At 45.8% G+C, this 20,680-nt stretch carries 16 protein-coding genes and 3 pseudogenes; 4 read left to right on the forward strand and 15 right to left on the reverse strand.

Annotated elements, in window-relative coordinates; genetic code table 11:
• Nucleotides 1–12 precede the first annotated feature (12 nt).
• The gene (locus KT99_RS16065; protein ID WP_005502048.1) at nt 13–1,875 is read right to left on the reverse strand and encodes a methyl-accepting chemotaxis protein; all 1,863 of its coding nucleotides are present in this window, start codon (nt 1,873–1,875) and stop codon (nt 13–15) included.
• Nucleotides 1,876–2,126: 251 nt separating this feature from the next.
• Here KT99_RS16065 and KT99_RS23010 point away from each other — a divergent pair, with 251 nt between their 5' ends.
• The gene (locus KT99_RS23010) at nt 2,127–2,291 is read left to right on the forward strand and encodes a hypothetical protein (protein ID WP_232504314.1); all 165 of its coding nucleotides are present in this window, start codon (nt 2,127–2,129) and stop codon (nt 2,289–2,291) included.
• Here the strand turns inward: KT99_RS23010 and KT99_RS21405 are convergent.
• The 3 genes and pseudogenes from KT99_RS21405 to KT99_RS23020 all read right to left on the reverse strand — a co-directional run bounded on the left by KT99_RS21405 (nt 2,270) and on the right by KT99_RS23020 (nt 3,883).
• Entirely contained in the window at nt 2,270–2,524 is a 255-nt protein-coding gene (locus tag KT99_RS21405) for a hypothetical protein (protein WP_005502050.1), read from the reverse strand. The two genes, KT99_RS23010 and KT99_RS21405, sit on opposite strands and share 22 nt — an antisense overlap.
• A 376-nt stretch (nt 2,525–2,900) precedes the next feature.
• On the reverse strand, nt 2,901–3,218 hold the full coding sequence (locus tag KT99_RS23015; RefSeq protein ID WP_005502054.1) for a cation:proton antiporter domain-containing protein: 318 nt from the start codon (nt 3,216–3,218) through the stop codon (nt 2,901–2,903).
• Nucleotides 3,219–3,342: 124 nt separating this feature from the next.
• Nucleotides 3,343–3,883: pseudogene (locus KT99_RS23020) on the reverse strand (cation:proton antiporter domain-containing protein).
• A 237-nt stretch (nt 3,884–4,120) separates the two neighbouring features.
• Here KT99_RS23020 and KT99_RS16085 point away from each other — a divergent pair.
• Complete coding sequence (locus tag KT99_RS16085) at nt 4,121–4,996, forward strand: universal stress protein (RefSeq protein WP_005502057.1); 876 nt, start codon at nt 4,121–4,123, stop codon at nt 4,994–4,996.
• A gap of 37 nt (nt 4,997–5,033) precedes the next feature.
• Here KT99_RS16085 and KT99_RS16090 read toward each other — a convergent pair whose 3' ends face one another.
• Together KT99_RS16090 and KT99_RS16095 are read right to left on the reverse strand one after the other, a co-directional pair.
• Nucleotides 5,034–5,822, reverse strand: a complete 789-nt coding sequence (locus KT99_RS16090) for a hypothetical protein (RefSeq protein WP_005502059.1) — start codon at nt 5,820–5,822, stop codon at nt 5,034–5,036.
• Nucleotides 5,823–5,886: 64 nt separating this feature from the next.
• Complete coding sequence (locus KT99_RS16095; RefSeq protein ID WP_040572106.1) at nt 5,887–7,218, reverse strand: aldehyde dehydrogenase family protein; 1,332 nt, start codon at nt 7,216–7,218, stop codon at nt 5,887–5,889.
• A 115-nt stretch (nt 7,219–7,333) separates the two neighbouring features.
• On the opposite strand from KT99_RS16095, the gene KT99_RS16100 reads away from it, so the two are divergent.
• On the forward strand, nt 7,334–7,690 hold the full coding sequence (locus KT99_RS16100) for a winged helix-turn-helix transcriptional regulator (protein WP_005502063.1): 357 nt from the start codon (nt 7,334–7,336) through the stop codon (nt 7,688–7,690).
• Nucleotides 7,691–7,737: 47 nt separating this feature from the next.
• On the opposite strand, the gene KT99_RS16105 is transcribed toward KT99_RS16100, so the two are convergent.
• The 8 genes and pseudogenes from KT99_RS16105 to KT99_RS16140 all read right to left on the reverse strand — a co-directional run bounded on the left by KT99_RS16105 (nt 7,738) and on the right by KT99_RS16140 (nt 18,969).
• On the reverse strand, nt 7,738–8,277 hold the full coding sequence (locus KT99_RS16105; protein ID WP_005502065.1) for an isochorismatase family protein: 540 nt from the start codon (nt 8,275–8,277) through the stop codon (nt 7,738–7,740).
• Nucleotides 8,278–8,380: 103 nt separating this feature from the next.
• Nucleotides 8,381–8,818 (reverse strand): annotated as a pseudogene (locus tag KT99_RS16110) (thiol:disulfide interchange protein DsbA/DsbL); the annotation flags it as partial.
• A gap of 90 nt (nt 8,819–8,908) precedes the next feature.
• A complete protein-coding gene (locus KT99_RS16115) occupies nt 8,909–9,784 on the reverse strand; it encodes an SDR family oxidoreductase (protein WP_005502068.1) in 876 nt (291 codons plus the stop codon).
• A 66-nt stretch (nt 9,785–9,850) separates the two neighbouring features.
• A complete protein-coding gene (locus KT99_RS16120) occupies nt 9,851–11,053 on the reverse strand; it encodes an HD-GYP domain-containing protein (RefSeq protein ID WP_005502069.1) in 1,203 nt (400 codons plus the stop codon).
• A gap of 594 nt (nt 11,054–11,647) precedes the next feature.
• Nucleotides 11,648–12,169: a DUF2919 domain-containing protein gene (locus KT99_RS16125; RefSeq protein ID WP_005502071.1), complete on the reverse strand. Its 522-nt coding sequence runs from the start codon at nt 12,167–12,169 to the stop codon at nt 11,648–11,650.
• A gap of 156 nt (nt 12,170–12,325) precedes the next feature.
• A complete protein-coding gene (gene ligA / locus KT99_RS16130) occupies nt 12,326–14,398 on the reverse strand; it encodes an NAD-dependent DNA ligase LigA (protein ID WP_005502073.1) in 2,073 nt (690 codons plus the stop codon).
• A 79-nt stretch (nt 14,399–14,477) separates the two neighbouring features.
• A complete protein-coding gene (gene zipA / locus KT99_RS16135; RefSeq protein ID WP_005502075.1) occupies nt 14,478–15,536 on the reverse strand; it encodes a cell division protein ZipA in 1,059 nt (352 codons plus the stop codon).
• A 22-nt stretch (nt 15,537–15,558) separates the two neighbouring features.
• Complete coding sequence (locus KT99_RS16140; protein ID WP_005502078.1) at nt 15,559–18,969, reverse strand: chromosome segregation protein SMC; 3,411 nt, start codon at nt 18,967–18,969, stop codon at nt 15,559–15,561.
• Nucleotides 18,970–19,249: 280 nt separating this feature from the next.
• Between KT99_RS16140 and KT99_RS16145 the strand changes: the two genes are divergently transcribed.
• The gene (locus KT99_RS16145) at nt 19,250–20,233 is read left to right on the forward strand and encodes an IS30 family transposase (RefSeq protein WP_005501619.1); all 984 of its coding nucleotides are present in this window, start codon (nt 19,250–19,252) and stop codon (nt 20,231–20,233) included.
• 8 nt (nt 20,234–20,241) lie between these two features.
• On the opposite strand, the pseudogene KT99_RS16150 reads toward KT99_RS16145, so the two are convergent.
• Nucleotides 20,242–20,610, reverse strand: a pseudogene (locus KT99_RS16150) (ISAs1 family transposase); the annotation flags it as partial.
• Between the last annotated feature and the right edge of the window lie 70 nt (nt 20,611–20,680).

The raw sequence follows: 20,680 nt of genomic DNA on the forward strand, positions 1-20,680 counted from the left end.
TACTCGGTTAACTTAAATCTTGAAAGCACTCACAGCGTGCTGAAGTCGTTCGGCACGTGCCTTTACATCACCGGAAGCTTGGGCATTTTCATCGGCGACGACGGCAGATTCTTGGGCAATGTCCCGAATAACCACCACATTTTTATTCACCTCGGAAGCAACCATACTCTGTTCTTCGATGGCCGCGGCTATTTGGGTACTCATATCCATGATATTGCCGACATCGGCATTGATCTGCTGCAGCAAACTGCCAGCACTCGCCGCTTGTTCGGCACTCTCTCCTCCTTGCTTCTGAGTCGCCTCCATCAACTGCACAATAGAACGGGTACGAGACTGTAATGTTTGAATAATTGCGGCAATCTCTTCGGTAGACTCCTGAGTGCGTAAGGCAAGATTACGTACCTCATCGGCAACGACCGCAAAACCTCGTCCCTGCTCCCCAGCCCGTGCGGCCTCGATGGCAGCATTAAGCGCCAATAAATTAGTCTGTTCGGCTATGCCCCTAATCACATCGAGCACAGTGCCGATAGTTTCACTATCTCTTTCCAAGTCATTCACCACCTGAGCGGAATTATTCAGCTGTTCGACCAATGACTGGATTTTCTCAATCGTCTGCTCCACTCCAACCTGTCCCATCTGGGCATTATTATGGGTACTTGCCGCTCGCTCGGCCGCCAACTCAGTATTCTTGGCGATCTCTTCGATCGTCGCTCCCATCTCGGTAATGGCTGTTGCCACCATATCCGTTTCATTGAGCTGTCGACTGACCCCCTCGGATGCCTTGGTCGCATTCAGGGAGAGCTCACCACATGAATGATTCATAATTTCAACAGACTCAATCACCTCTTCGATTAACTGCTGGAAGCTCGCTACCATGCTATTGAAGTGAGTTGCTATCTGACCAAGCTCATCATCTGCAGAGGCATCACAACGTATCGATAAGTCCTTATTTTTCTCGATATTTGAAATAGTCTCAGTGATCTTGGTTACCGGATCCATGATGCTACGGATAATAAACATGGTAAAAATGGACAAGAAGATAGTGATCACAATAAAGATTGAGACTGCCAGTATCAGTGCCGACTCCTTGGCATCGGCAATCGCTGCATTCGCCTGCTGTTGCAACTTGTTGGCAGCGGACTCGGTAACACGTATAGCAGCACGCAGAGTCGCCATTTCGCCGTCGCTCTCGGTTAAGCCTAATTCCTGCTCCTTAGCGACCAAAGCCTCCATGCCATGATGATAACGCGTCATCAGTGAAGTTAATTGCTCCTTGGTACGCTGATCTAAAACAGACACCGCTAATAGGCGTTGGAACTTAGCCTGGTTATCATTAAACTTGGCCACATAACTCAGGTCTCTGCGCAACATAAAATCTTTTTCATTGCGTCTAAGTTGGAGCATCAGAATCATGAGCTTGGGCTGTTCATAGCGCTGGACTAAAGCCTCCACATCATGCACAGCCTGACGCAGAGCACCATACAGGCCGCTCTTAGGTGTCAAACCAATCTGCTGTTGTAAGCTAACCACCTTTGCAAAGGATTCTTGATAGTTTTGTATGCTGTGAGCAAAACGCTCGAGTCCCCCCACAGGGATATCATAAACAACGAATTTTTCACTAAGAGAATCTATCTCTAATTTCATATCTCTATAAGTTGCCTGATGTTGTCTCATATAGTCCATATCGAGACGAGCAAAAAAGTCCTTTTCAGCTATTCGCAGGCTAGACACCTCCTTTTCCAATTCAATGACAGTTTGAGCCGTCTGGGCTAAGCCTTGTTGAACCCCACTCGAGTATCTTTGCAGACCAAACATGGCGACGATTGACAGTATTGAAACGGCGGCGCTAAGCAGCAATTTGTGACGGATGAGCATATTGAAGACCTTTTAAAAACGAAATTTGTTAATAACAACTAAGAATGAATATCAAGCAAACAAAAGTGCATCTAAGATACATCTTTCATACTTAAGTATTATCGGCCAACAATCCCGTAGCGTTAGCTAATATTTAATAAAAAAACAGTTAATTTTGCCACCCATTGTTAATCAATAACATACCGAATCTATAGCGGGTTATCCATGTTCTACTTGGCGATAAACCAATCGAACTGCAAGGTGCGGGATTATTGGGCGCGATCTGTAATGGCCGGTTAGCGGGCGGAGGACAAAACCTTGCGCCCAACGCCTTATTAAACGATGGATTGCTCGATGTGGTCTTGGTGAAACACTTCCCACCTCACACACCGTATCCGAGTGCTCCCAGGTGCAATCAAGTTGGTCTGCCCGGATGATTCCCCGGTATTAATGCGCTAACAGTCAATAAGCTAGTCGCTAACCTCCCTAGTTTTAACCCTGGGCATGCCCATAAACAAAGATGCAGTGCTAAGCACTGCATTTTATCTCTATTTTGCTGACGCTGCGCATCCAGTATCGACAAGTAATCACTGAGTCCTGCTTTATACAATGATTTGGCTTTGTCGACGGCATTGGTGGTTTCAATTTCGGCTTCACTGACTAGCTGCACATATTGTTGACTATAGCCGTATCCCTGCAACAGGGTAATATGAGACGGTCATCTCTCTCCAAATAGAATAATTAGAGCGAGTGCAGTGTTTAACCTAATAAGATACTCGGATAATATCCTCACTAAGCTATGACTTTCTATTGCAGCAAGGGCAAATAAAGGCGGCATAAAACCAATGCCTTGACCGCCAACAATCGCCCGACGAACAAACCCCATATGGTTACAGCTAAAACGACAATTGACTTTAACAATGTCGGTGATCGAATCCCACTTATCGTCGTGCCAGCCATCAGGCCAATGGTAACAAATAGCCTAGTGTTGTACTAACTGTTGCAGTGTTTTAGGCTCACCATTAATCTCACTCAAACTCGGTACGCTAATGATTAACATACTGTTTTAAACTCCACTTTAACAGTAGCTGGCCTAGGAGGGTGGTGTTCGCTATGATCACCACTAATTCAGTAAACAGTTTGCTGTCGATAATACCCATTTTCAGTCCCAACTCGGCAAACACTAAACCGACCTCCCCTCTGGGTACCATGGCACTGCCGACTACCGCTTTGGTCTGCCATGGCGCACCAGCAAGCCAACCCGCCAGCAGTTTACTGACAATGGCCAGCAAAGATAACCACAGCAAGAGTAAAATCCCGCTAGCACTGTAATCCAACTGACTTAAATCTAGACTGATACCCACATAAACAAAAAAGATCGGCGCAACACGTCCACTAAGGCTTTTGTTGATAATTCCATTTTGTGGGTAAAGGCAAAGGGGTTAACTAAATAACGGTTAAAAGGCGAAACAAACTGCCGACTGAGTGCTAAACCGACAGCGAAGCCACCGAGTAGCGCAGGAGCGCCAAACAAGTGAGCAAGCCAAGAAAAAAGCAGATTAAAATCATGGTGATGATGACTTCATAGCCGGAGTTATCATCATCTGGTTTGAGTGCTCGTGCAAGATACAGCAGCGCCCGTGATACGGGTGGAGTGAGCAATAAAAATAACAGCACTTTGGCGATGAGCAGCATAGTGTCGCCGACATCGAGCGCTCCCTGGCTGGCAAAGTTAAATAATACACTGAGTAGAATCACACCCGCGATATCATCGATAACCGCTGCGCCTAAGATAATATTACCCACCGGAGTTTGGGCTTGTTGGGTTTGTGCCAGTACGCGTAATGAAATACCTATACTTGTGGCAGTTAATGCACAGCCAAGATAGAGCGCGGCTTCCTGCTAGATATAGCCGTTTAATGGATGTTTCGCAGCCAATGGAAAATAACAGCAAGATCACCCCTAACTCGGCCAGTACAGCTAAGGTAGGATGTGGGGCAACATAATTAAGCAATGTGGATCCTAGCAATAGGCCGGCTAGTATTTAACCGACCACAGCAGGTAGCCCAAAACGTTCGAACAAACTCCCGAAAAGTTTCCCGCAAAATAAGATCAAGCATAACGAGATAATAAACTGCTCTACCGCCATACATTCCTCGTAACCACAGCGAGAACCGAATGAATATTGAGCGTTTTAATGATGAAGATCAAGGTGTAAATTACACCATTTACTATGTTGAAATTAGGGTCAAGCAAGGAGTAGCTCATGGATAAATTGTTTATCATTTCACAACGTCATCAGCAGCAAACCGATGCGATCAGTGCAGGGATTTTATTAGCCAAGCAGTTGGACTTATTTGCTGAAATTATGGCCTACAACTATGAATCCTTTAGTGGAGATGCTTACTATAATCCCCGCATCGCAGGGGCGGCACGTGTACAAATTTCGGCCGATAATAAAGCTCGAGTGCAGCACCTGCTGAGTGAACTCGATGCCGATGATGTCCCTTTTAGCAATATCTGGTGTAAAAACTTGTCCGAACATGCCTGCCAACATGTTCATCCAGATGAATATGCCATGATGCTTAAATCGATACATGAGTCGGCACATTTTCTGCCTATGGATTGGCAACTTATCCGCCATACCAAGGTGCCACTGATGTTACTGATGTTACTGAGTAATAACCCACTCAATCAGACAAAATCGATTTTAATGGCGGTGGATCTAGGGAGTAATAAGCCATCGAAGCAAGCACTCAATCGAGCCGTCATAGCGCAAGCGCATAAACTTGCTGCCTCTACCGGTCATGACTTACATCTAGGTTTTGTGATCCGCTTACCTAAAATATTGCGGGATATGGATCTAGTGAACAGTCGTACCTTGATTAAAGATGCCTATCAGCAACATCGACAAGTCATTGAGGAGATAGGCCTGGATAAAGACCATGTGCATATTTTGGCTGGGGACGCTGATATGTGCCTTTTTGAATTAAGTTGCCGTTTACAAGCGCAATACTTAGTCATAGGAGCACGTCAGCGCCAAGGTCTGCTTGGCGCCGTGATAGGTAATACCGCCGAGTCCATTTTAGCTCGGATCCGTAGCAATGTACTTGTGGTACCGCATCATGGTGAAGAGCCATAAGATAACTCGCGTGACTCATTATGTCGATTAGTCACGCTTATGGCAGTTTAAACAATACATCACTGCGGATGATGTATTTTACCCCTGCAGTAATCGCAACTGAGCTGTGTATACAGTGCAATGGATGCATCCCATGAGGGAAACACAATATGCTACCCGCAGGAGTGCGCACGTCGACGTTGGCAACGGGATCTCCTGCTTTTGCAGGCTGAGTAGAATCACTGGCATTCACGAGAAAACGCGTAGCACCGCCCTCAAAGTCTTCACTGAGCAAGATTAACAAGGTCATTTGACTCAATCGGTCGGAGAAAGCGTCAGCAATAAGCTCATTATCTATGATTCGGCTACCTGGCCAAGAACCATCCGAGTGTGGTTTAAAAAAGTCATCTTGGCTATAACGATAGAATCGAAAACGAGCATTAATGCCTAAGGCTTTGCTGCCGCCCAAAATGCCCTGTCTATCATCCATTAAATGAGCAATACGCAGCCAAATAGTGCCATCTGTTTGCTCGTCTACGATCCAAGTTAGGCTGTCGTTATGGCGTACACTGCGGGGCAAGGACACTGCAGCATCGGGCAGGTAGCCAAGTTGCTCACTGATGTTTATGAGTCTTTTGCATTCCGCTTTAGACAAGACATTAAATAACTGAAATGCACCGGGTACTTGCGTTAACTCGCGGCGCTCAATCTGGCTAATATCGACATCATGACTCAAATTAGCTGGGTTTGGCTCGCGGTTACCCCAGGCAGGTAATGATGGGTGCTCGGCTCCGGGTTCAAACGCCGCAACAAAAAAATTAGCGTTTGTGTCGTTATCTTGATTCATAGTTATCTCTTATCGATAGTTTTTTAACTCACGTGACGGCGTAAAGCAAGTCCACTTGAATGCCTTATTTGCTGATAACGCGTACCTGAGCAAATTGTCGATGACCCGCGGCAGTGCCATGAAAGCCAAAACCACTTTGCTTAGCACCTACCCAAGGCCCTGCTCCACCGGCACCTTGGTTAACTCCCACCATGCCGGCTTCCATTTGTTCGGCAACGGCGGCGGCACCTTCACCACCAAAGACCGTCGCACCTAAGCCATAGGGGCTAGTATTAGCACGCTCGATCGCCTCTGATATCTGCTTATAACGGCTAATCGCGACTATTGGGCCAAAGGTTTCGTCACGCTCTAAGCACATGTCAGGTGTGATATCAGCTACAACCGTTGGCTGTATAAAAGGCGGCTCATAGTTTGCCGTGCCTAACAGGAATCGAGCGCCTTTTGCCTCTGCATCTTTAAGCTGATTAATGACACTTAAATGCTGTTTCTGATTAACTATAGGCCCTATATTGACGTTGTTTTGGTCCCACGCGCCGACTCGATAACGGCTGGCAAGTGCGACTACCTTTTGTTCAAACTCATCTGCAACACGTACATCGACATATACCCGCTCAGTTGAAGTACACATCTGGCCTGCATTTTCGAACGAACTGGCTACGGCAAACTGCACCGCTTCATCAATATCAGCGCTGGCCATCACAATCATGGGATCGTTACCCCCTAGCTCCATGACTAGCCGTTTTAGCGATGATGCGGCGCTGGCCATTATGTGTTTTCCCGCCGCGAGCGAACCTGTAAATGCCACCATATTGATATCGGCATTGACGAGTGCTTTGCCGGTAACGGCGTCGCCATGGGCAACTTGTAACACGCCTTCGGGTAATACCTCATTGAGTGTTTTTACAAACAAATCGGCCACCAATGGCGTTTCTTCTGACGGTTTTAACACCACACAGTTACCCGCCATTAATGCCGGAAGCAGCAAATTATTTGCCATTGCCAGCGGATAATTCCAAGGAGAAATAACCGCGACTACACCTAAGGGGCGATACTGGAGTTCAACTCCATGCCCCTTAGATTCGGGTGCGAGTGCACGAGCGATCTCTTGGCAAAAATAATCGCTATTTTGAATCGTACCACCGACCTCATAACTGGCTCTGCGATAGTCTTTTCCCATCTCTTTACTGATCAAAAGCGTAAGCGCCTCTTGGGCTTTGACTAGATGTTGATACGCCAAGGTCACTTTCTGTTGACGCTCGCTTAGGGACAAGGCAGCCCATGCCTTCTGGGCGTGCTTTGCTTGTTTAACCACGGCAGGTATTTTTTCAGCGGTTGTTATCGGCACTTCGCCAAGTGCTATTCGATTGATTGGATCGTAAGAGACGAGCATTGACATCTATTGGCTTCCATATAACAAGTTATCATTGGTTGTTATGCTACATTTTGCTAGAGTGGCGAATTAAAGCAACTAGTATACTTTTAGTAACCAGGCTAGATAGATGAGAGTAAATATGGAAAACACTTTAAAAACAAAGAACAATATTAAAAAAATAAATCTAGAAAGTTGCGAAGGACCCTGCCTGATTGAGCGAGGTATGCGAATTTTAGGCGGAAAGTGGAAGGCTTCAATTCTTTGGCATGTGAAAGATGGACCTGTGCGTTTTAATGAATTATCTCGAATGCTAGGTGGTGCGAGTAAGAAAATGGTCGATCAGCGCCTTAAAGAATTAGAAAGCCAAGGGCTAGTGAGCAGAGAAGTGATCTGTACTCGACCGATTGCTGTCACTTATGAGATCACAGATTTTGGCCGTACCGCATTAGAGATATTAGAAAAACTTAAAGATTGGACCGAAGAGAACAAGCTATAAAACAATGGGGCACTTACATGTTAAATCCGGCTGCAAAACTTACCTAGCTACCTAATCAAATTGAGTATGTCTTTAAATTCTACCGCTCGACAATCCTTAACTAATTCATATAAGCACATTTCTAGCCCCGAAACATCGACACCTAGATTAACCAGCTTAGTTATCGCTAAGTCTTTGTTGGCGAGTGTACGTGAAGAGATGCAATCACAGACTAATTGCACTTTAAAGCCTAATTGTTGCAGATGTGATGCCGTTTGATAAACACAAATATGTGCTTCAATACCACAAATCAGCCATGTATCTACATTTGCTGTGCGTACCGCTTGCATAAACTGAGGCTCTTCACCGGCGTCAAAAGTAAACTTAGCAATGGCACCTTGGTCTGCTAACAAGGCACTCAGTTCATCGACCGTTGAACCCAGTTTATCTGGATTTTGTTCAAGCCATAATATCGGTAAACCAAGAACTTGCGCACCTTTAATCAGCTTGGCACAATTTGAAACCAAAACGTCACTATCATGAACTAACCGAGCCAACTGCCCTTGTATATCGATGATAATGAGACCGGTACTTTCTTTGCTTAACATACCATTCCTCCTTAAGTCTGAACCTCATTCTTCCACTATAATCCTACAGAATTGATGGTTAACAGCTAAAAATCAACAATTCAACTAAAAGTAACCAAGCCCGCAGTGAAGGTACCCCACGGTTCCCTGCTAACTGAGCTTGAGTATCATAGTGAGAGATGGCTAACTTTGCATCGACCGAATTCATCGCTTTTTCCACTGCACTTGCATCGGCTCCTTGCTTAACGAAGAAGTCCTTGAGCTGTTCGGGTCGAGTAAAAGGCCCCTCTTTCTCATGAATACGCTTAAAAAGATTGCCATGGACTTGGCGGGTCATGTTAAATTTCTGCGCCAGATAATAGGCTTGCTGACTTAAGATCCAGCTTGGACGCCCTGCACCTATGGGCGTGCGCTCAAAATCAATGGTATCGCCGAGAGGCTCAACCGTCTCCTCGAAAATGGGGTATTGGCGATAGCAGTTATAGGAGAAAAACTCCCGCACTATCGGTGATTTAGCCTCGGGTATCCCGCTCACTTGCACGTAATCTACGCCCTCGACAAAATCTAGCTAAAAAAGCTATTTATAAAAACATTAATTGACTGTAACCATAGCTGATAGCTTGTCTATCACAACAATATACAGCTAACCTGATTAGCACTTATCCAACATGTCTAAGGGGGAATTATGGCGGTAATTAAAGCCTAACTCTTTGGTTATCTTACTACCATCTATGATTTTTGCTACCTGGATCTCTTTCCCAAAAGTCGGCAACTCTAATGACAAGTGCTCGGCTGCCTGGGCATAAAAATCTAATCGACTGGGATGACCCGGTGCACATAAATTATAGATGGGTGATATTGTTTCGCTAGACAACAGGCAGGAAACTGCGCCGATACAATCATCGAGGTGCACCAAATTTACCGGCGCATCCATCCCTGGCAGGTCTTTCTTTCCGGCAAGGAAACGCCCTGGATGCCTAGCAGGTCCTATCAACCCTGAGAATCTCAATACACAAGTAGGATAATCTGGTAAAAACAGGCTTTCGGCCTGAAGTAAAATCTTGCTGGATGGCGAATGAGGCGCAGCATCACCCTCAGTCATTGGCTTTCCCGTAGCAGGGTAAACCCCTGTGGTGCTGATAAATATGACTCGCTGGTATGCATGCTTGGCCATCAGCGACTTAAGAAACTCGAGTCGATTGAGATAAGCATAGGGGAGCTTTCTTATTGATGGGGGAATATTGATCACTAGGGCATCAGCATGCAGAGACGCTTGCAACTGTGATTGTAATTCAGATGTTAACGCTACGCCGTGATGAGGGAAGTTATCAGTTTCGAGACCTTGTCCATTAAACTCATGATTATCGAGATCTAAGCTAAAACCTTGGATACCATCTCTTTGCAGTTTATTGGCGGCCCCTCTCTCTCTCTTACTGCCACTGACTTGGTACCCCAGTTTGACAAGCTGCTTAGCTAAAGGCAAACCGAACCAACCACAACCGACAATACTCACTGTGTTAATCTTCAAGCTGTAACCCTATAGTTGAAATCGACTCATCACATCATAGAGTGAACGACCTTGATTAACTAGTCGTTAGCTAGGCACACCACTGAAATAAAAGCTAATCCCCATGTCTGCCTGCAGCGCTTTCATTGCGCCAGCCGATAGTTCCTCAAGTTTTAACACTTTCTCGACGAATACCTTTTCCTTGGTCAAAAATCGTAATGAGGCTTCGCTGCCATCGGGGTTACAGGCCCAAACCTGAGGTTGCTTAACCTCTTTGGTGGTCATCATCACTTTACCCACAGATTGATCAGATAGCTCGACTAGGGTACCGGGCGGATATATTCCCAATATTTTCACCAATACGGCAATTAAAGCCTCGGAATGTTTTCCGGCGCGATTCTTAAACAGGTAGCCTAAAGCGACTTGAGGCGAGCGAATATTTTCGGTCCAGAGCTGCCTGTCATAATCATTCGCTAAGCTCACAATTTGAGTCACCATAGGTATCTTATTGCCTTTGAGACCATCTGGATAACCTGTGCCATCAATAAACTCATGATGATGAAGCACAATATTCAACACCGTTTGATTATATAACCCAGATTTATTCAACATGTCATAGCCGAAATTAGGGTGTTTTTTCAAAAAGTTAGTTTCATGTTCGTTCAAAGGCCCTTTCTTACGACGAATAATATCCGGGACTCTTAATTTACCAATATCGTGATACAAGCAGCCTAAGGCGATATCTCGCATATCAGACTTCGACATATCCATCGCCTTGGCGATCATCAAGGCGACTACGGCGACTGAAATCCCATGCTGAGTCACGCTAGCATCCGACTCTCCAGCACTCACTAAGGCTAAAAATGGCGTATCGATCTCTAGCATATGATCCAGCATCTCTTCGACTAGTGTCACCGAGCTGCGATAGGCACCTTCTGGATCACTGCCTACTTTACTGAAAGCTGTCCTACTCGCGCTCACACATTGAACAAATCTTTGTTGGCTGAGCCGAAGTGATTTACGTACAAGCGCCTTAAGATCCACCTCTTTTACCACTTGTTTAACTTCTTGCTCGACAACCTCTTTAACTTCTTCAGCCAGTAACTCTTGTCCGGATAACAAGATCACATAGGGAACCCCCAGGCTTTTAATCAACTCTATTTGGGCTTCTTGTTTAATTTCGACACGATTAAACAAGAAAGGATGATTCTTCCACGAGAGAGGTAACTTAACAGTGAGCCCAATTTGTAACTTAGATAGGGGTAAATGTATCTGTTCGGCTTTAGCCACCCAATAAAACTCCTTTGCAACGCCCTTTATGACCAGATGTTCTTGTTAAAGGGTCATACTCCCTACAGTCCCAACTAACAAGTTAAGTGCAATACGGTTACCAAAAACCCACTGAACTTAATAACATAACTATAAAGCAATAACTAAAAACTTTAAGTGATTAATGAAAAATAATTGTAATAAAATGAAGTAAATCACTGCCAGACCCAACTTTTACCTTAGATGAAGAATCTCGAAGCTGAAGCAGCTTATAACCAAAGGCAATAGCATATAACAAATAAGCGACAAAAACAGCCGCCAGAACATTGCATGCAATATTCTTTATGCTATATTTTAGTTGTTCTTTAGGAACATGTGGACACCCCGATCACATCGACTTAAAGAGTGTTGCTGTCAATTGTCCTTAATGTCAGAGCTGTTATCGAGTCATGCTGTCGATAGATAATAGATTTGAAAAGGTATTTTGTTAACATTCCTGGATCGAAATACAATTTCGTAGTCTGTATTTCTTCTCTTACTTAATCGTAAAAGTGAAAGATCTTTAGGCGCTGCCCTTGCAGCGCCATTTTTTTGCTTAAATTTTAGTAGACTGATTTACTTATTGGACGGCTTTTTCACTAATGCTGACTTGTTTGCCTGCTCATCTTCATCCTGGTTCCAATCGGCAAAATAATGGGTTAAGCGCTTAGACTTAAACAGGTAGATCAGGTTCCAGAATAACAGCAAGCCATCCAGCCCAGTGCTCCAGCTATAGAGGTAGTGAGAGTTAATCGTTCGCTCGAATAACAAGGCACCGTCTATAACCAGCAACATGAGCAAGATCCACTTCAGTCGAGCAAACACAGGCCTGAGCCAGTGAGGTTTACGCTTACGCTTACGCTCGGCGATGACGACACCATAAATGAGTAAGGCACCGAACCCCGCCACTAACGCCATGATAAAATCTGACTTTTGCGGGTAAAACATGGCTATCAGAGCAGCTCTATCACTTGATTGTGTCAATGATGCGATAAAGATACACCAAGCCCGAGCAATAAATACCAGCATGAAATAGAGATAAAGTGGCGGTTTGATATGGCCCTTATCGTCGAGCCAGGTGATATTACTGAAGTTCACGCTGTGCCTATCCTTGGAATTTAAGTTGTTATTTTAGAATGGTATTACACTGATATGGTGCCAAATAAGCCATTTTCAATGGCCGACTGATAAAGCATAAAAAACGCCATCAGAGATGGCGTTTGAAATTAAGGATAAAGCGAATACCGATTGGTATTATTCCCCGGCAAGCACGGCGAGCAAACCATCTTCGTCCAATATCTTAATGCCTAAGTCCTGCGCCTTTGTCAGTTTAGAGCCTGCCGCTTCACCGGCAACTAAACAGTCAGTATTCTTAGACACACTGGCGGCGACCTTAGCGCCTAATGCCTGTAACTGAGCCTTGGCATCGTTGCGATTAAGTTGTGTCAGGGTGCCAGTCAATACCCAGGTCTGTCCCTTCAGCGACAACGACTCTTCTGCTACTTCTTCGATAACGGGCCAGTTTACCCCAGCCTCGATAAGGCTATCGACGACCTCTACATTATGACTCTGAGCGAAGAAGTGGGTTAAATGCTGAGCCACGATAGTGCCGACATCATCAACCTTGATAAACTCCTCAGCATTCGCCGCTTTAAGCTTGTCTAAACTCTTAAAATAATTAGCTAAATTAGCAGCGGTTGCTTCACCGACTTCCCGGATCCCCAGTGCATAGAGGAAACGGGGAAAAGTGGTCTTCTTGGCGACTTCGATGGCAGCAACTAGGTTAGTTGCCGATTTAAGCCCCATTCTATCAAGCATAGTGATCGCCGATGCCGATAACTTAAACAGATCGGCCGGGCTTTCCACCAGCTCCTTATCGATAAGCTGCTCGACAACCTTGTCACCCATACCATCGATATCTAAGGCTTTACGAGAAGCAAAATGTTTGATGGCCTCTTTTCGCTGGGCTTCACAAAACAGCCCACCGGTACAACGGGCAACCACCTCGCCTTCGATACGCTCGACTAAACTGTCACACACGGGACATGTCTGAGGAAATTCAATTTCACAGGCATCATCGGGTCGCTTCTCGGCCACGATGGCCACAATTTGCGGGATAACATCGCCGGCGCGGCGAACGATCACCGTATCTTTAATTTTAACGCCTAACCTGGCGATCTCATCGGCGTTATGCAGCGTCGCATTCGATACAGTGACTCCGCCAACAAAGATGGGTTTCAGTCTGGCCACGGGTGTCACGGCGCCGGTGCGGCCAACCTGAAAATCCACCCCTTCGAGTAAGGTCATCTCTTCTTGTGCCGGAAACTTAAACGCAGTGGCCCATCTTGGCGCCTTGGCAACAAACCCTAACTTGAGTTGCTGAGCAATATTATCGACCTTGATCACCACGCCATCAATCTCATAGGCCAATGCACTGCGGCGAGTCATGATATCGGTGTAATAAGCGATAACCTCGCTAACGCTATCACATTGCTTCACTTCGGCGCTCACAGGGAAGCCCCAAGATTTAAGTTGCAGCAACTGACCATAATGATGATCGGCCAATCCCCAAGTTTCAGGTTCAACCACACCTAGGGCGTAGGCGTAAAAACCCAGTGAGCGACTGGCGGTGATCTTGCTATCTAATTGGCGCAAACTGCCAGCTGCTGCGTTACGCGGGTTGACGAACTCTTTCTCGCCCTTAGCTCTGGCTCGCTCATTCAGCGAATCAAATGCCTGCTTGGGCATGATCACTTCACCGCGCACTTCCAATAGCGGCGGAAAGTTATCGCCGCGCAGCTTCAGTGGAATAGAGCGTATGGTACGCACATTTTCGGTAATATCTTCGCCGATTTCCCCATCACCTCGGGTCGCTGCTCGCTCTAGAACCCCATCACGATATAAAATACTCACAGCCAAACCATCTAACTTAGGTTCGCAGCAAAATCTCAGTGTAGTGCCTAGTCTATTAGTTAATCTCGCATGAAAGGCTTCAAATTCTTCATCATTGAACACATTATCCAGGCTGAGCATAGGTTTCAGGTGAGTAATCTGATCAAATTTTGATAGAGCTTTCCCCCCAACTCTCCTACTTGGAGAATCAAACCTAATTGAGGTATGCACACCTTCAGAAACAGCATTCAAATCTAGAATTAAATTAAGCGCGGGAAATCTATTTTCAAGCTTCTTTAACTTGATTTTTAATCTATCATATTCGGAATCTGTAATGATTGGATCATCTAATACATGGTAACGATGATCGTGTTCATTAATCTCTGAAATCAAATGCTCAATTTCTTGTGAAATTCCTTTGTTATTTTTTGCCATCTGTAAAAGTTCCAAAAATTAAGGCCGCAAGGGCGGCCTTCTTAAAATCTGTGATTAAACACTACTTCGAACGCTATATTTAAGGCAATTGCGTTCGAATACGCTGCAGATAGCTTTGTTTAGTCGTCTCGCTCCAGGCATCACGACCACCATCGAGCACTTTTCCACCTAAGTCATCGGCGAGTTGATGCGCAGAATTAAGCATAATCGAGAAGTTCATCAGAGGATCACCATGACAAGGCAGCGTCATAAATAACACCACACCTTCTGTACTGAACTGTTCCATTTCATCTGGATTGAAAATACCAGGTTTCACCATATTCGCGAGCGAGAATAACACCTTACCTTTGCCGGCATTGTCTTCATGACGATGGAAAATGCTCATATCACCAAACTTAAAGTTAAGTGTTAGCAAACTGGGTAACAAGTCGGTGCCATTTATTGACGCATCTTCAGCCGCAACAACATGCAGCACCAATACATCCTTGGGCTCGGCTAAAGTATCTTGCTCGGCAACTTGAGGCTTTGTTTTAGCCTGAGATTTGGGTTTTTGCGCCGACTTTACTCTATGCTCAGTCACTGGCGTGGCGTAGATAGGAGCGGCTGTATCTACCTTGGCTTCAGCATCAACAAGAGAGCCGTCGGTCTCAAACAAAGCGCTTTGACTCGGCGCAGCTTCCTGTCCAAGCCCGAGTTCCATCTGATTGAGATCGTCACAATCCTGAGCTTGAGCAGATAATACCGGCTCTTGTCTCTGGCGACTCATCTTCTGCTTCGGCTGATCTGCCAATGAAAAATCACTTTCGCTGTCAATGCTCATCTCCACATCAGTCAGGCTCTGTGCCTCTGCTGCAGATTTAAATTGTGGCTCACTCTTTACCGTATCGGAATCAAGCAGATCGGTGAGGGCTTCATCGTCTAAATTCAGTTCACTTTTACGAACCCTGACTTCACCAATGCCATCGACATCGAAACCTTGTGAGTCGCGGTTTGCGGATTGGTCTTTGTAGAAGCCCGACATGGGGCTATCTTTCAATGATTTAGGTTGTTGCTTTCTAATGGACCAAAAACCATGCACAAGTACGGCGATAATAGCTATTGCGCCTAAAACGAATAATACAAGTTGCAAATTTTCCATTGGGTACCCTGTCTTTCCTATGTTATCCAGCGTCGGCCAGTGCCACCGCTTCATCAATATCCACAGCAACTATGCGTGAAACTCCGGGTTCATGCATAGTGACTCCTATCAGTTGATCGGCCAATTCCATGGTGATCTTGTTATGACTAATAAAAATAAATTGCACACTCTGAGACATCTCTTTCACTAATCGACAGAATCTATCGACATTGGCGTCATCCAGAGGGGCATCAACCTCATCTAACATACAAAATGGTGCTGGATTGAGCCTAAAAATCGCAAACACCAATGATAATGCGGTTAACGCTTTTTCTCCACCAGAAAGAAGGTGGATCGTGCTATTCTTTTTCCCTGGCGGTCTGGCCATAATAGTCACTCCGGTCTCGAGTAGATCATCATGGGTCAACGCCAGCTCGGCACTGCCGCCGCCAAAGACTTTAGGAAACAACAAACCCAAGTCTTTATTCACCTTATCGAAGGTATCTTTAAAGCGACTCTTGGTTTCCTTATCTATCTTACGGATCGCCTCTTCCAGACTGCTCAATGCCGAAGTGAGATCCGCATCTTGGCTATCTAAATAATTCTTACGTTCACTTCGTTGTTCATATTCTTCGATAGCGGCCAAGTTGATCGCGCCTAGATGAATGATTTGTGCGCGGATCCTTTCCAACTCTCTTTGACGAGTCTGAGCACTTATATTCAGATCCAGCGCAGATTTAACTTGTTCCAACTCAATATCTTGCTCTTTGAACTGCATCAATTGGCTATCGGCCTGACCTTTCAAACCTTCGCGACGTAACTTTAACGTGCTGATAGACTGAGTCAAGTTTTCTATCTTGCCAAGCTGTTGTTTTTTCGTTATTCCTGCGCTATCACTCGATTCTTGCAGTTGAGTCTGCTGCGCACGAAGTGAAGCTAATTCGGCCTGCTTAGTTTGTTGCTGTGCCAGAGCCTGACCTAACTGCTCTTTTAAGCTGCTCAGGCGACCATCTTCACTGGCCACACTTTGCTCTACAAGCTGATGCTCAAGCGCGGACTTAGCCAAGGTCAGCTCCTCGATACGCACGCCTTGCTGATCGATAGACTGCTCGTTGAGCGCCAGTTTAGTGGTTAATGTCTGACATACTTGGCTCAACTCACGATCGTCTCGTTGCAGCTGCTGGTATTGATCTTTACAAATACGCCTTGAGTCCACTAACTCCTCAAGGCCTTGAACTAAGCTAGTTTGCACTTGCTCACCTTGCTTCAGGCTAGATTGCGCCTCATTCAGGCGAGCCAGGATACTCACCTCACCCTCTTGCAGCTTGTTAAGCAGGGATTTTAAGCGAGCGAGTTCAGAGTCAAGATGTTCACGGCGACGGTTTCGCTCTTGATTTCGTTGTTTGTCCGCTTCGATCTGCACGCTCAAGCTAGCAATGGCTACATTGAGCTGCTGTAGAGTCTCAATGCCCGATGACAGCTCTATTTTTAGCGGCTTAATCTGGGCATCTAAGTCATGCCCCTGACGATTAAGCTCACTGAGTAAGGACTTGCTACCATCAATGCTGGCTTCTAACGCCTCCTGTTCACACTTAAGTTGCACCAGGGAGCCTGAATCTGTGCCTTTCTTGATCACGAAGCCTCTGCCTAACAGATAGCCATCCGCCGTCACTATGCGTTGGTGCTCACTTATCCCGACAACCTGCTCTCTAGCCTGCTCCAGGCTATCGGCCCATTGAACCTGACTCAACCAAGGTGAAAGATTCGCATTACTGCTCACCCCAGGCCACTGCTGATGTTTGCGCCCCTCAAAGCCAAATTCACCTTTATCCACACCCGCGGGCATTTTCAGCAAGCCGTCGAATATCAGTTCTACCGCTTTCTCCCAACCAGGTTGAACCTCGATGAGCTGCCATAGGGCTTTAGCGCCTTCTTGACTCACGTCATCGGGCAGTAACTTAGTGACTAAGGCCAAACGGCCCCGCTCTTCGGCGAGAGATTGACCTAGGGCCTCCTGCTTAGCCTTGAGGTTAATTTGGGCTTGTACAAGCTCGCTGAGTTTGTCGTCATGTTCATCATTGATCTCGCCTCGCTCCATGGCATCGCTTTGCCATTGCGTCAGTCGAGATTGATTATCTTGCTCAATCTTGGCCGCTTCTTGTTCGAGGAGCCCGGCAGCTTCTTGCTCTATGCTGGTAAGCTGAGCCCTTGTCTGCTCCAACATGACGCCTTGATGTGACAATTTGCCCCTTGAGACTTCATGGGCCAGACGATACGAAGATACTTTTTCTTTGTGTTCGGCTAGCTTGGCTCTTGATTCACTGACCTTAAGCTCATGTTCACTCAAGTCGCTGGTAACGCGTGTCAAGGATGAGTATGCCAGTTCAAATTGCGGCTGTTTGAGGGCCAAATCCTCCCTCAATGCTTGCTGACTGGCCTCAGCAGCAGATAATGTATCTTTATGTTGCTTGAGTTTTTGGGCGATGCCCGAAATACGTTGCTCGACATGTGAATCTTGCTGTTGACGGTGCTTAAGATCTTGCTCAAGTTTCGCTATCTGGGTACCGGAGAGATAAAAAGACTCGACACGCTTTTGCTCTTCACCATCGAGTTCCACCAGCTGCACATTGAGCCGGGTCAACTCGAGTTCGGTGTGCTCCTTCTCAGCTTCAACTTCCGCCTTGGCTAATTCGAGACGATTCACGTCCAGGGTCAAGATTTCTGTTTGATCGGTTAACTCTAGGTAGCGACTGACAAGCAGCTCTGAGTCTAACTGGCGCTCAGATTGCTTCAGCTCACGATATTGCTTCGCCGCCGTGGCTTGCTCAGCTAATTTGTCTAACTGGTGACCCAGCTCATTACGGATATCACCGAGACGCTCTAAGTTCTCTCTGGTATGGCGGATGCGAATTTCGGTTTCACGTCGACGCTCTTTATAACGAGATATCCCCGCCGCTTCTTCGATAAACACTCTCAGCTCTTGAGGCTTAGACTCGATTAATTTTGAGATGGTCCCCTGCTCGATAATGGCATAGCTTCTCGGGCCAAGACCCGTGCCCATAAAGAGATCGGTAATATCTTTACGGCGACACTTCTGACCATTTAAGAAGTAGTTGGAGTCTCCGTCACGGCTGACCTGACGTTTAACCACTATTTCCTGATAACTGGAATATTCGCCCGTTAATCGGCCATCTAAATTCTCGAAGTTCAGCTCGACACTGGCCACAGAAACAGGACGGCGAGCCGTGGAGCCATTGAAGATAACATCGGCCATGGAGTCGCCACGCAGATGTTTAGCCGAGCTTTCGCCCAACACCCAACGTACGGCATCTATGATATTAGATTTACCACAACCATTGGGGCCTATGATGGCGCTTAAGGGACTGAGAAAGGGGATCGTAGTTGAATCGACAAACGACTTAAATCCAGCAAGTTTTATCTGTTTGAGTCTCATGGTGCCAGTTAGGTCGTTCCCGGTAAGAATAAACTAAATTTAATTTTACCGAACAGAGCTTGTTTAGAGTTGATTTTCTGCGGCTACTCTACCAAAACGGGCAGGTTTTTGTCACGTTTTTATTGGGCCAGAGGCCATTTATACCCACGGCTAGCGCATTTTAATCCCTGACTCTAACAGGGTTGTGCTGGAGTAATACAATAAGTGCAACAGGCTGAAATTTGAATAGTGAGCCAGCTGAAGGCACAATCTAAGCTCTCACACAAAAATTAAGTCCGTTATGAATAAACTCAACGAACAGTACCGACAGCTAACTCAAGAGCCACGATACCAGATTTCAGCCCTTCGTAAAACAGGGATGGGACTGAGAGGCATTGCCAAAGAGATCGGGGTACATTACAGCACTGTTAGTCGGGAGCTGAATAGAAATTCACCCCCTAATGGATACTCAGGTGCTGAGGCTCACCCGCTGAGTGATATACGGAAACGAACATCCTTAAAAGCGAACAAACGTCATAGCCACACAGATGACATCATCCGTGGCTCCGTCATTTTAGGCTGGTCTCCAGAGACTGTTAGTCTGCGAATGACGGTTGAAAGTAAAGTCACAGAGACGCTTAGCCATACGACGATCTACCGACGTATTGAAGAGAATAGGTTGCAAGGTGGTCACCTGTACCGTCAGCTGCCCAGGTTTGGTAAAACACGGTGGAAGGGTGGGAAACGTAATAAAAAAGCGGGAGTTAGGCTAATTCATGATCGAGTCGATATTACAGAGCGGCCTGATATTGTGGATGCGCGGACGCGATTAGGTGATTGGGAAGGAGACACAGTACACGGGCAGAGTGCCCACCTTGTGACACTCGTCGATCGCACAAGCCGCTTTACGCTAGCCAAACGTGTATTTAGCAAAACGAAAGAAGAAGTTGGCGATGCAATGATTGCTCTGCTGAAAACCGCTCACACGGTAAAGACAGTGACGTTAGATAATGGCGGTGAATTTGCAGGTCACGTTCGAGTGTCCAAGGCAATAGGTGCAGATATGTACTTTGCCAAGCCTTATGCCAGTTGGCAACGAGGAACCAATGAGAATACCAATGGTCGGATCAGGCGTTTTTGGCCAAAAAAATTCGATATGGGCAAACTGACAGATGATGAAATTGAAAGAAGGATCTTGCTACTTAATTTCACGCCAAGAAAAGTATTAGGTGGCCTCACTCCATTTGAGGTCTATATGGGACAGGGTGTTGCACTTATTACTTGAATTCAGCAATTTTTTCTCTCTTTTGTTGAGAAAGAACGCCGTGCAGTTTTGCCGTCAATGGCAATGACATCGCAACCAGTACCTTCTAGGAGAGAAGAAATCCAAGTTTGAAAAGCTTTCTCTATTTCATCCGCTTTTAATCGGCAGATAACACGGGCAATAGTGTCATGCCGAGGAATAGCTGCTTTAAAAGGACGATACTGACGAAGCCAATCAAGCTTTAGATGTCCAAAGTTTTCAATGTCTTCCCATCCTTCAGAGCCTGACATAACCGCACTTATAGCGAGTAAAATAATATCTAATAAGTTATGTTTTTTACAACGCTCAATACGGGGTTCCGCAATCGAATCAAAATGTTTTAAAAAAGTAGCAGTCATTAACATCACCAAAAAAGAGTATTTGGTGATCTGATCGCTACTTGAGCATAAAGTTCAATTTATAATGATC

The sequence above is a fragment of the Shewanella benthica KT99 genome (assembly GCF_000172075.1).
GTDB classification, from domain to species: Bacteria; Pseudomonadota; Gammaproteobacteria; order Enterobacterales; family Shewanellaceae; genus Shewanella; species Shewanella benthica_A.

What these genes read in the sequence shown, in the direction of transcription:
- KT99_RS16065 (WP_005502048.1), bottom strand. Translation starts at nt 1,875, where the DNA reads ATGCTCATCCGTCACAAATTGCTGCTTAGCGCCGCCGTTTCAATACTG.
- KT99_RS16085 (WP_005502057.1), top strand. Translation starts at nt 4,121, where the DNA reads ATGGATAAATTGTTTATCATTTCACAACGTCATCAGCAGCAAACCGAT.
- KT99_RS16090 (WP_005502059.1), bottom strand. Translation starts at nt 5,822, where the DNA reads ATGAATCAAGATAACGACACAAACGCTAATTTTTTTGTTGCGGCGTTT.
- KT99_RS16095 (WP_040572106.1), bottom strand. Translation starts at nt 7,218, where the DNA reads ATGTCAATGCTCGTCTCTTACGATCCAATCAATCGAATAGCACTTGGC.
- KT99_RS16100 (WP_005502063.1), top strand. Translation starts at nt 7,334, where the DNA reads ATGGAAAACACTTTAAAAACAAAGAACAATATTAAAAAAATAAATCTA.
- KT99_RS16105 (WP_005502065.1), bottom strand. Translation starts at nt 8,277, where the DNA reads ATGTTAAGCAAAGAAAGTACCGGTCTCATTATCATCGATATACAAGGG.
- ligA (WP_005502073.1), bottom strand. Translation starts at nt 14,398, where the DNA reads ATGGCAAAAAATAACAAAGGAATTTCACAAGAAATTGAGCATTTGATT.
- zipA (WP_005502075.1), bottom strand. Translation starts at nt 15,536, where the DNA reads ATGGAAAATTTGCAACTTGTATTATTCGTTTTAGGCGCAATAGCTATT.
- KT99_RS16140 (WP_005502078.1), bottom strand. Translation starts at nt 18,969, where the DNA reads ATGAGACTCAAACAGATAAAACTTGCTGGATTTAAGTCGTTTGTCGAT.
- KT99_RS16145 (WP_005501619.1), top strand. Translation starts at nt 19,250, where the DNA reads ATGAATAAACTCAACGAACAGTACCGACAGCTAACTCAAGAGCCACGA.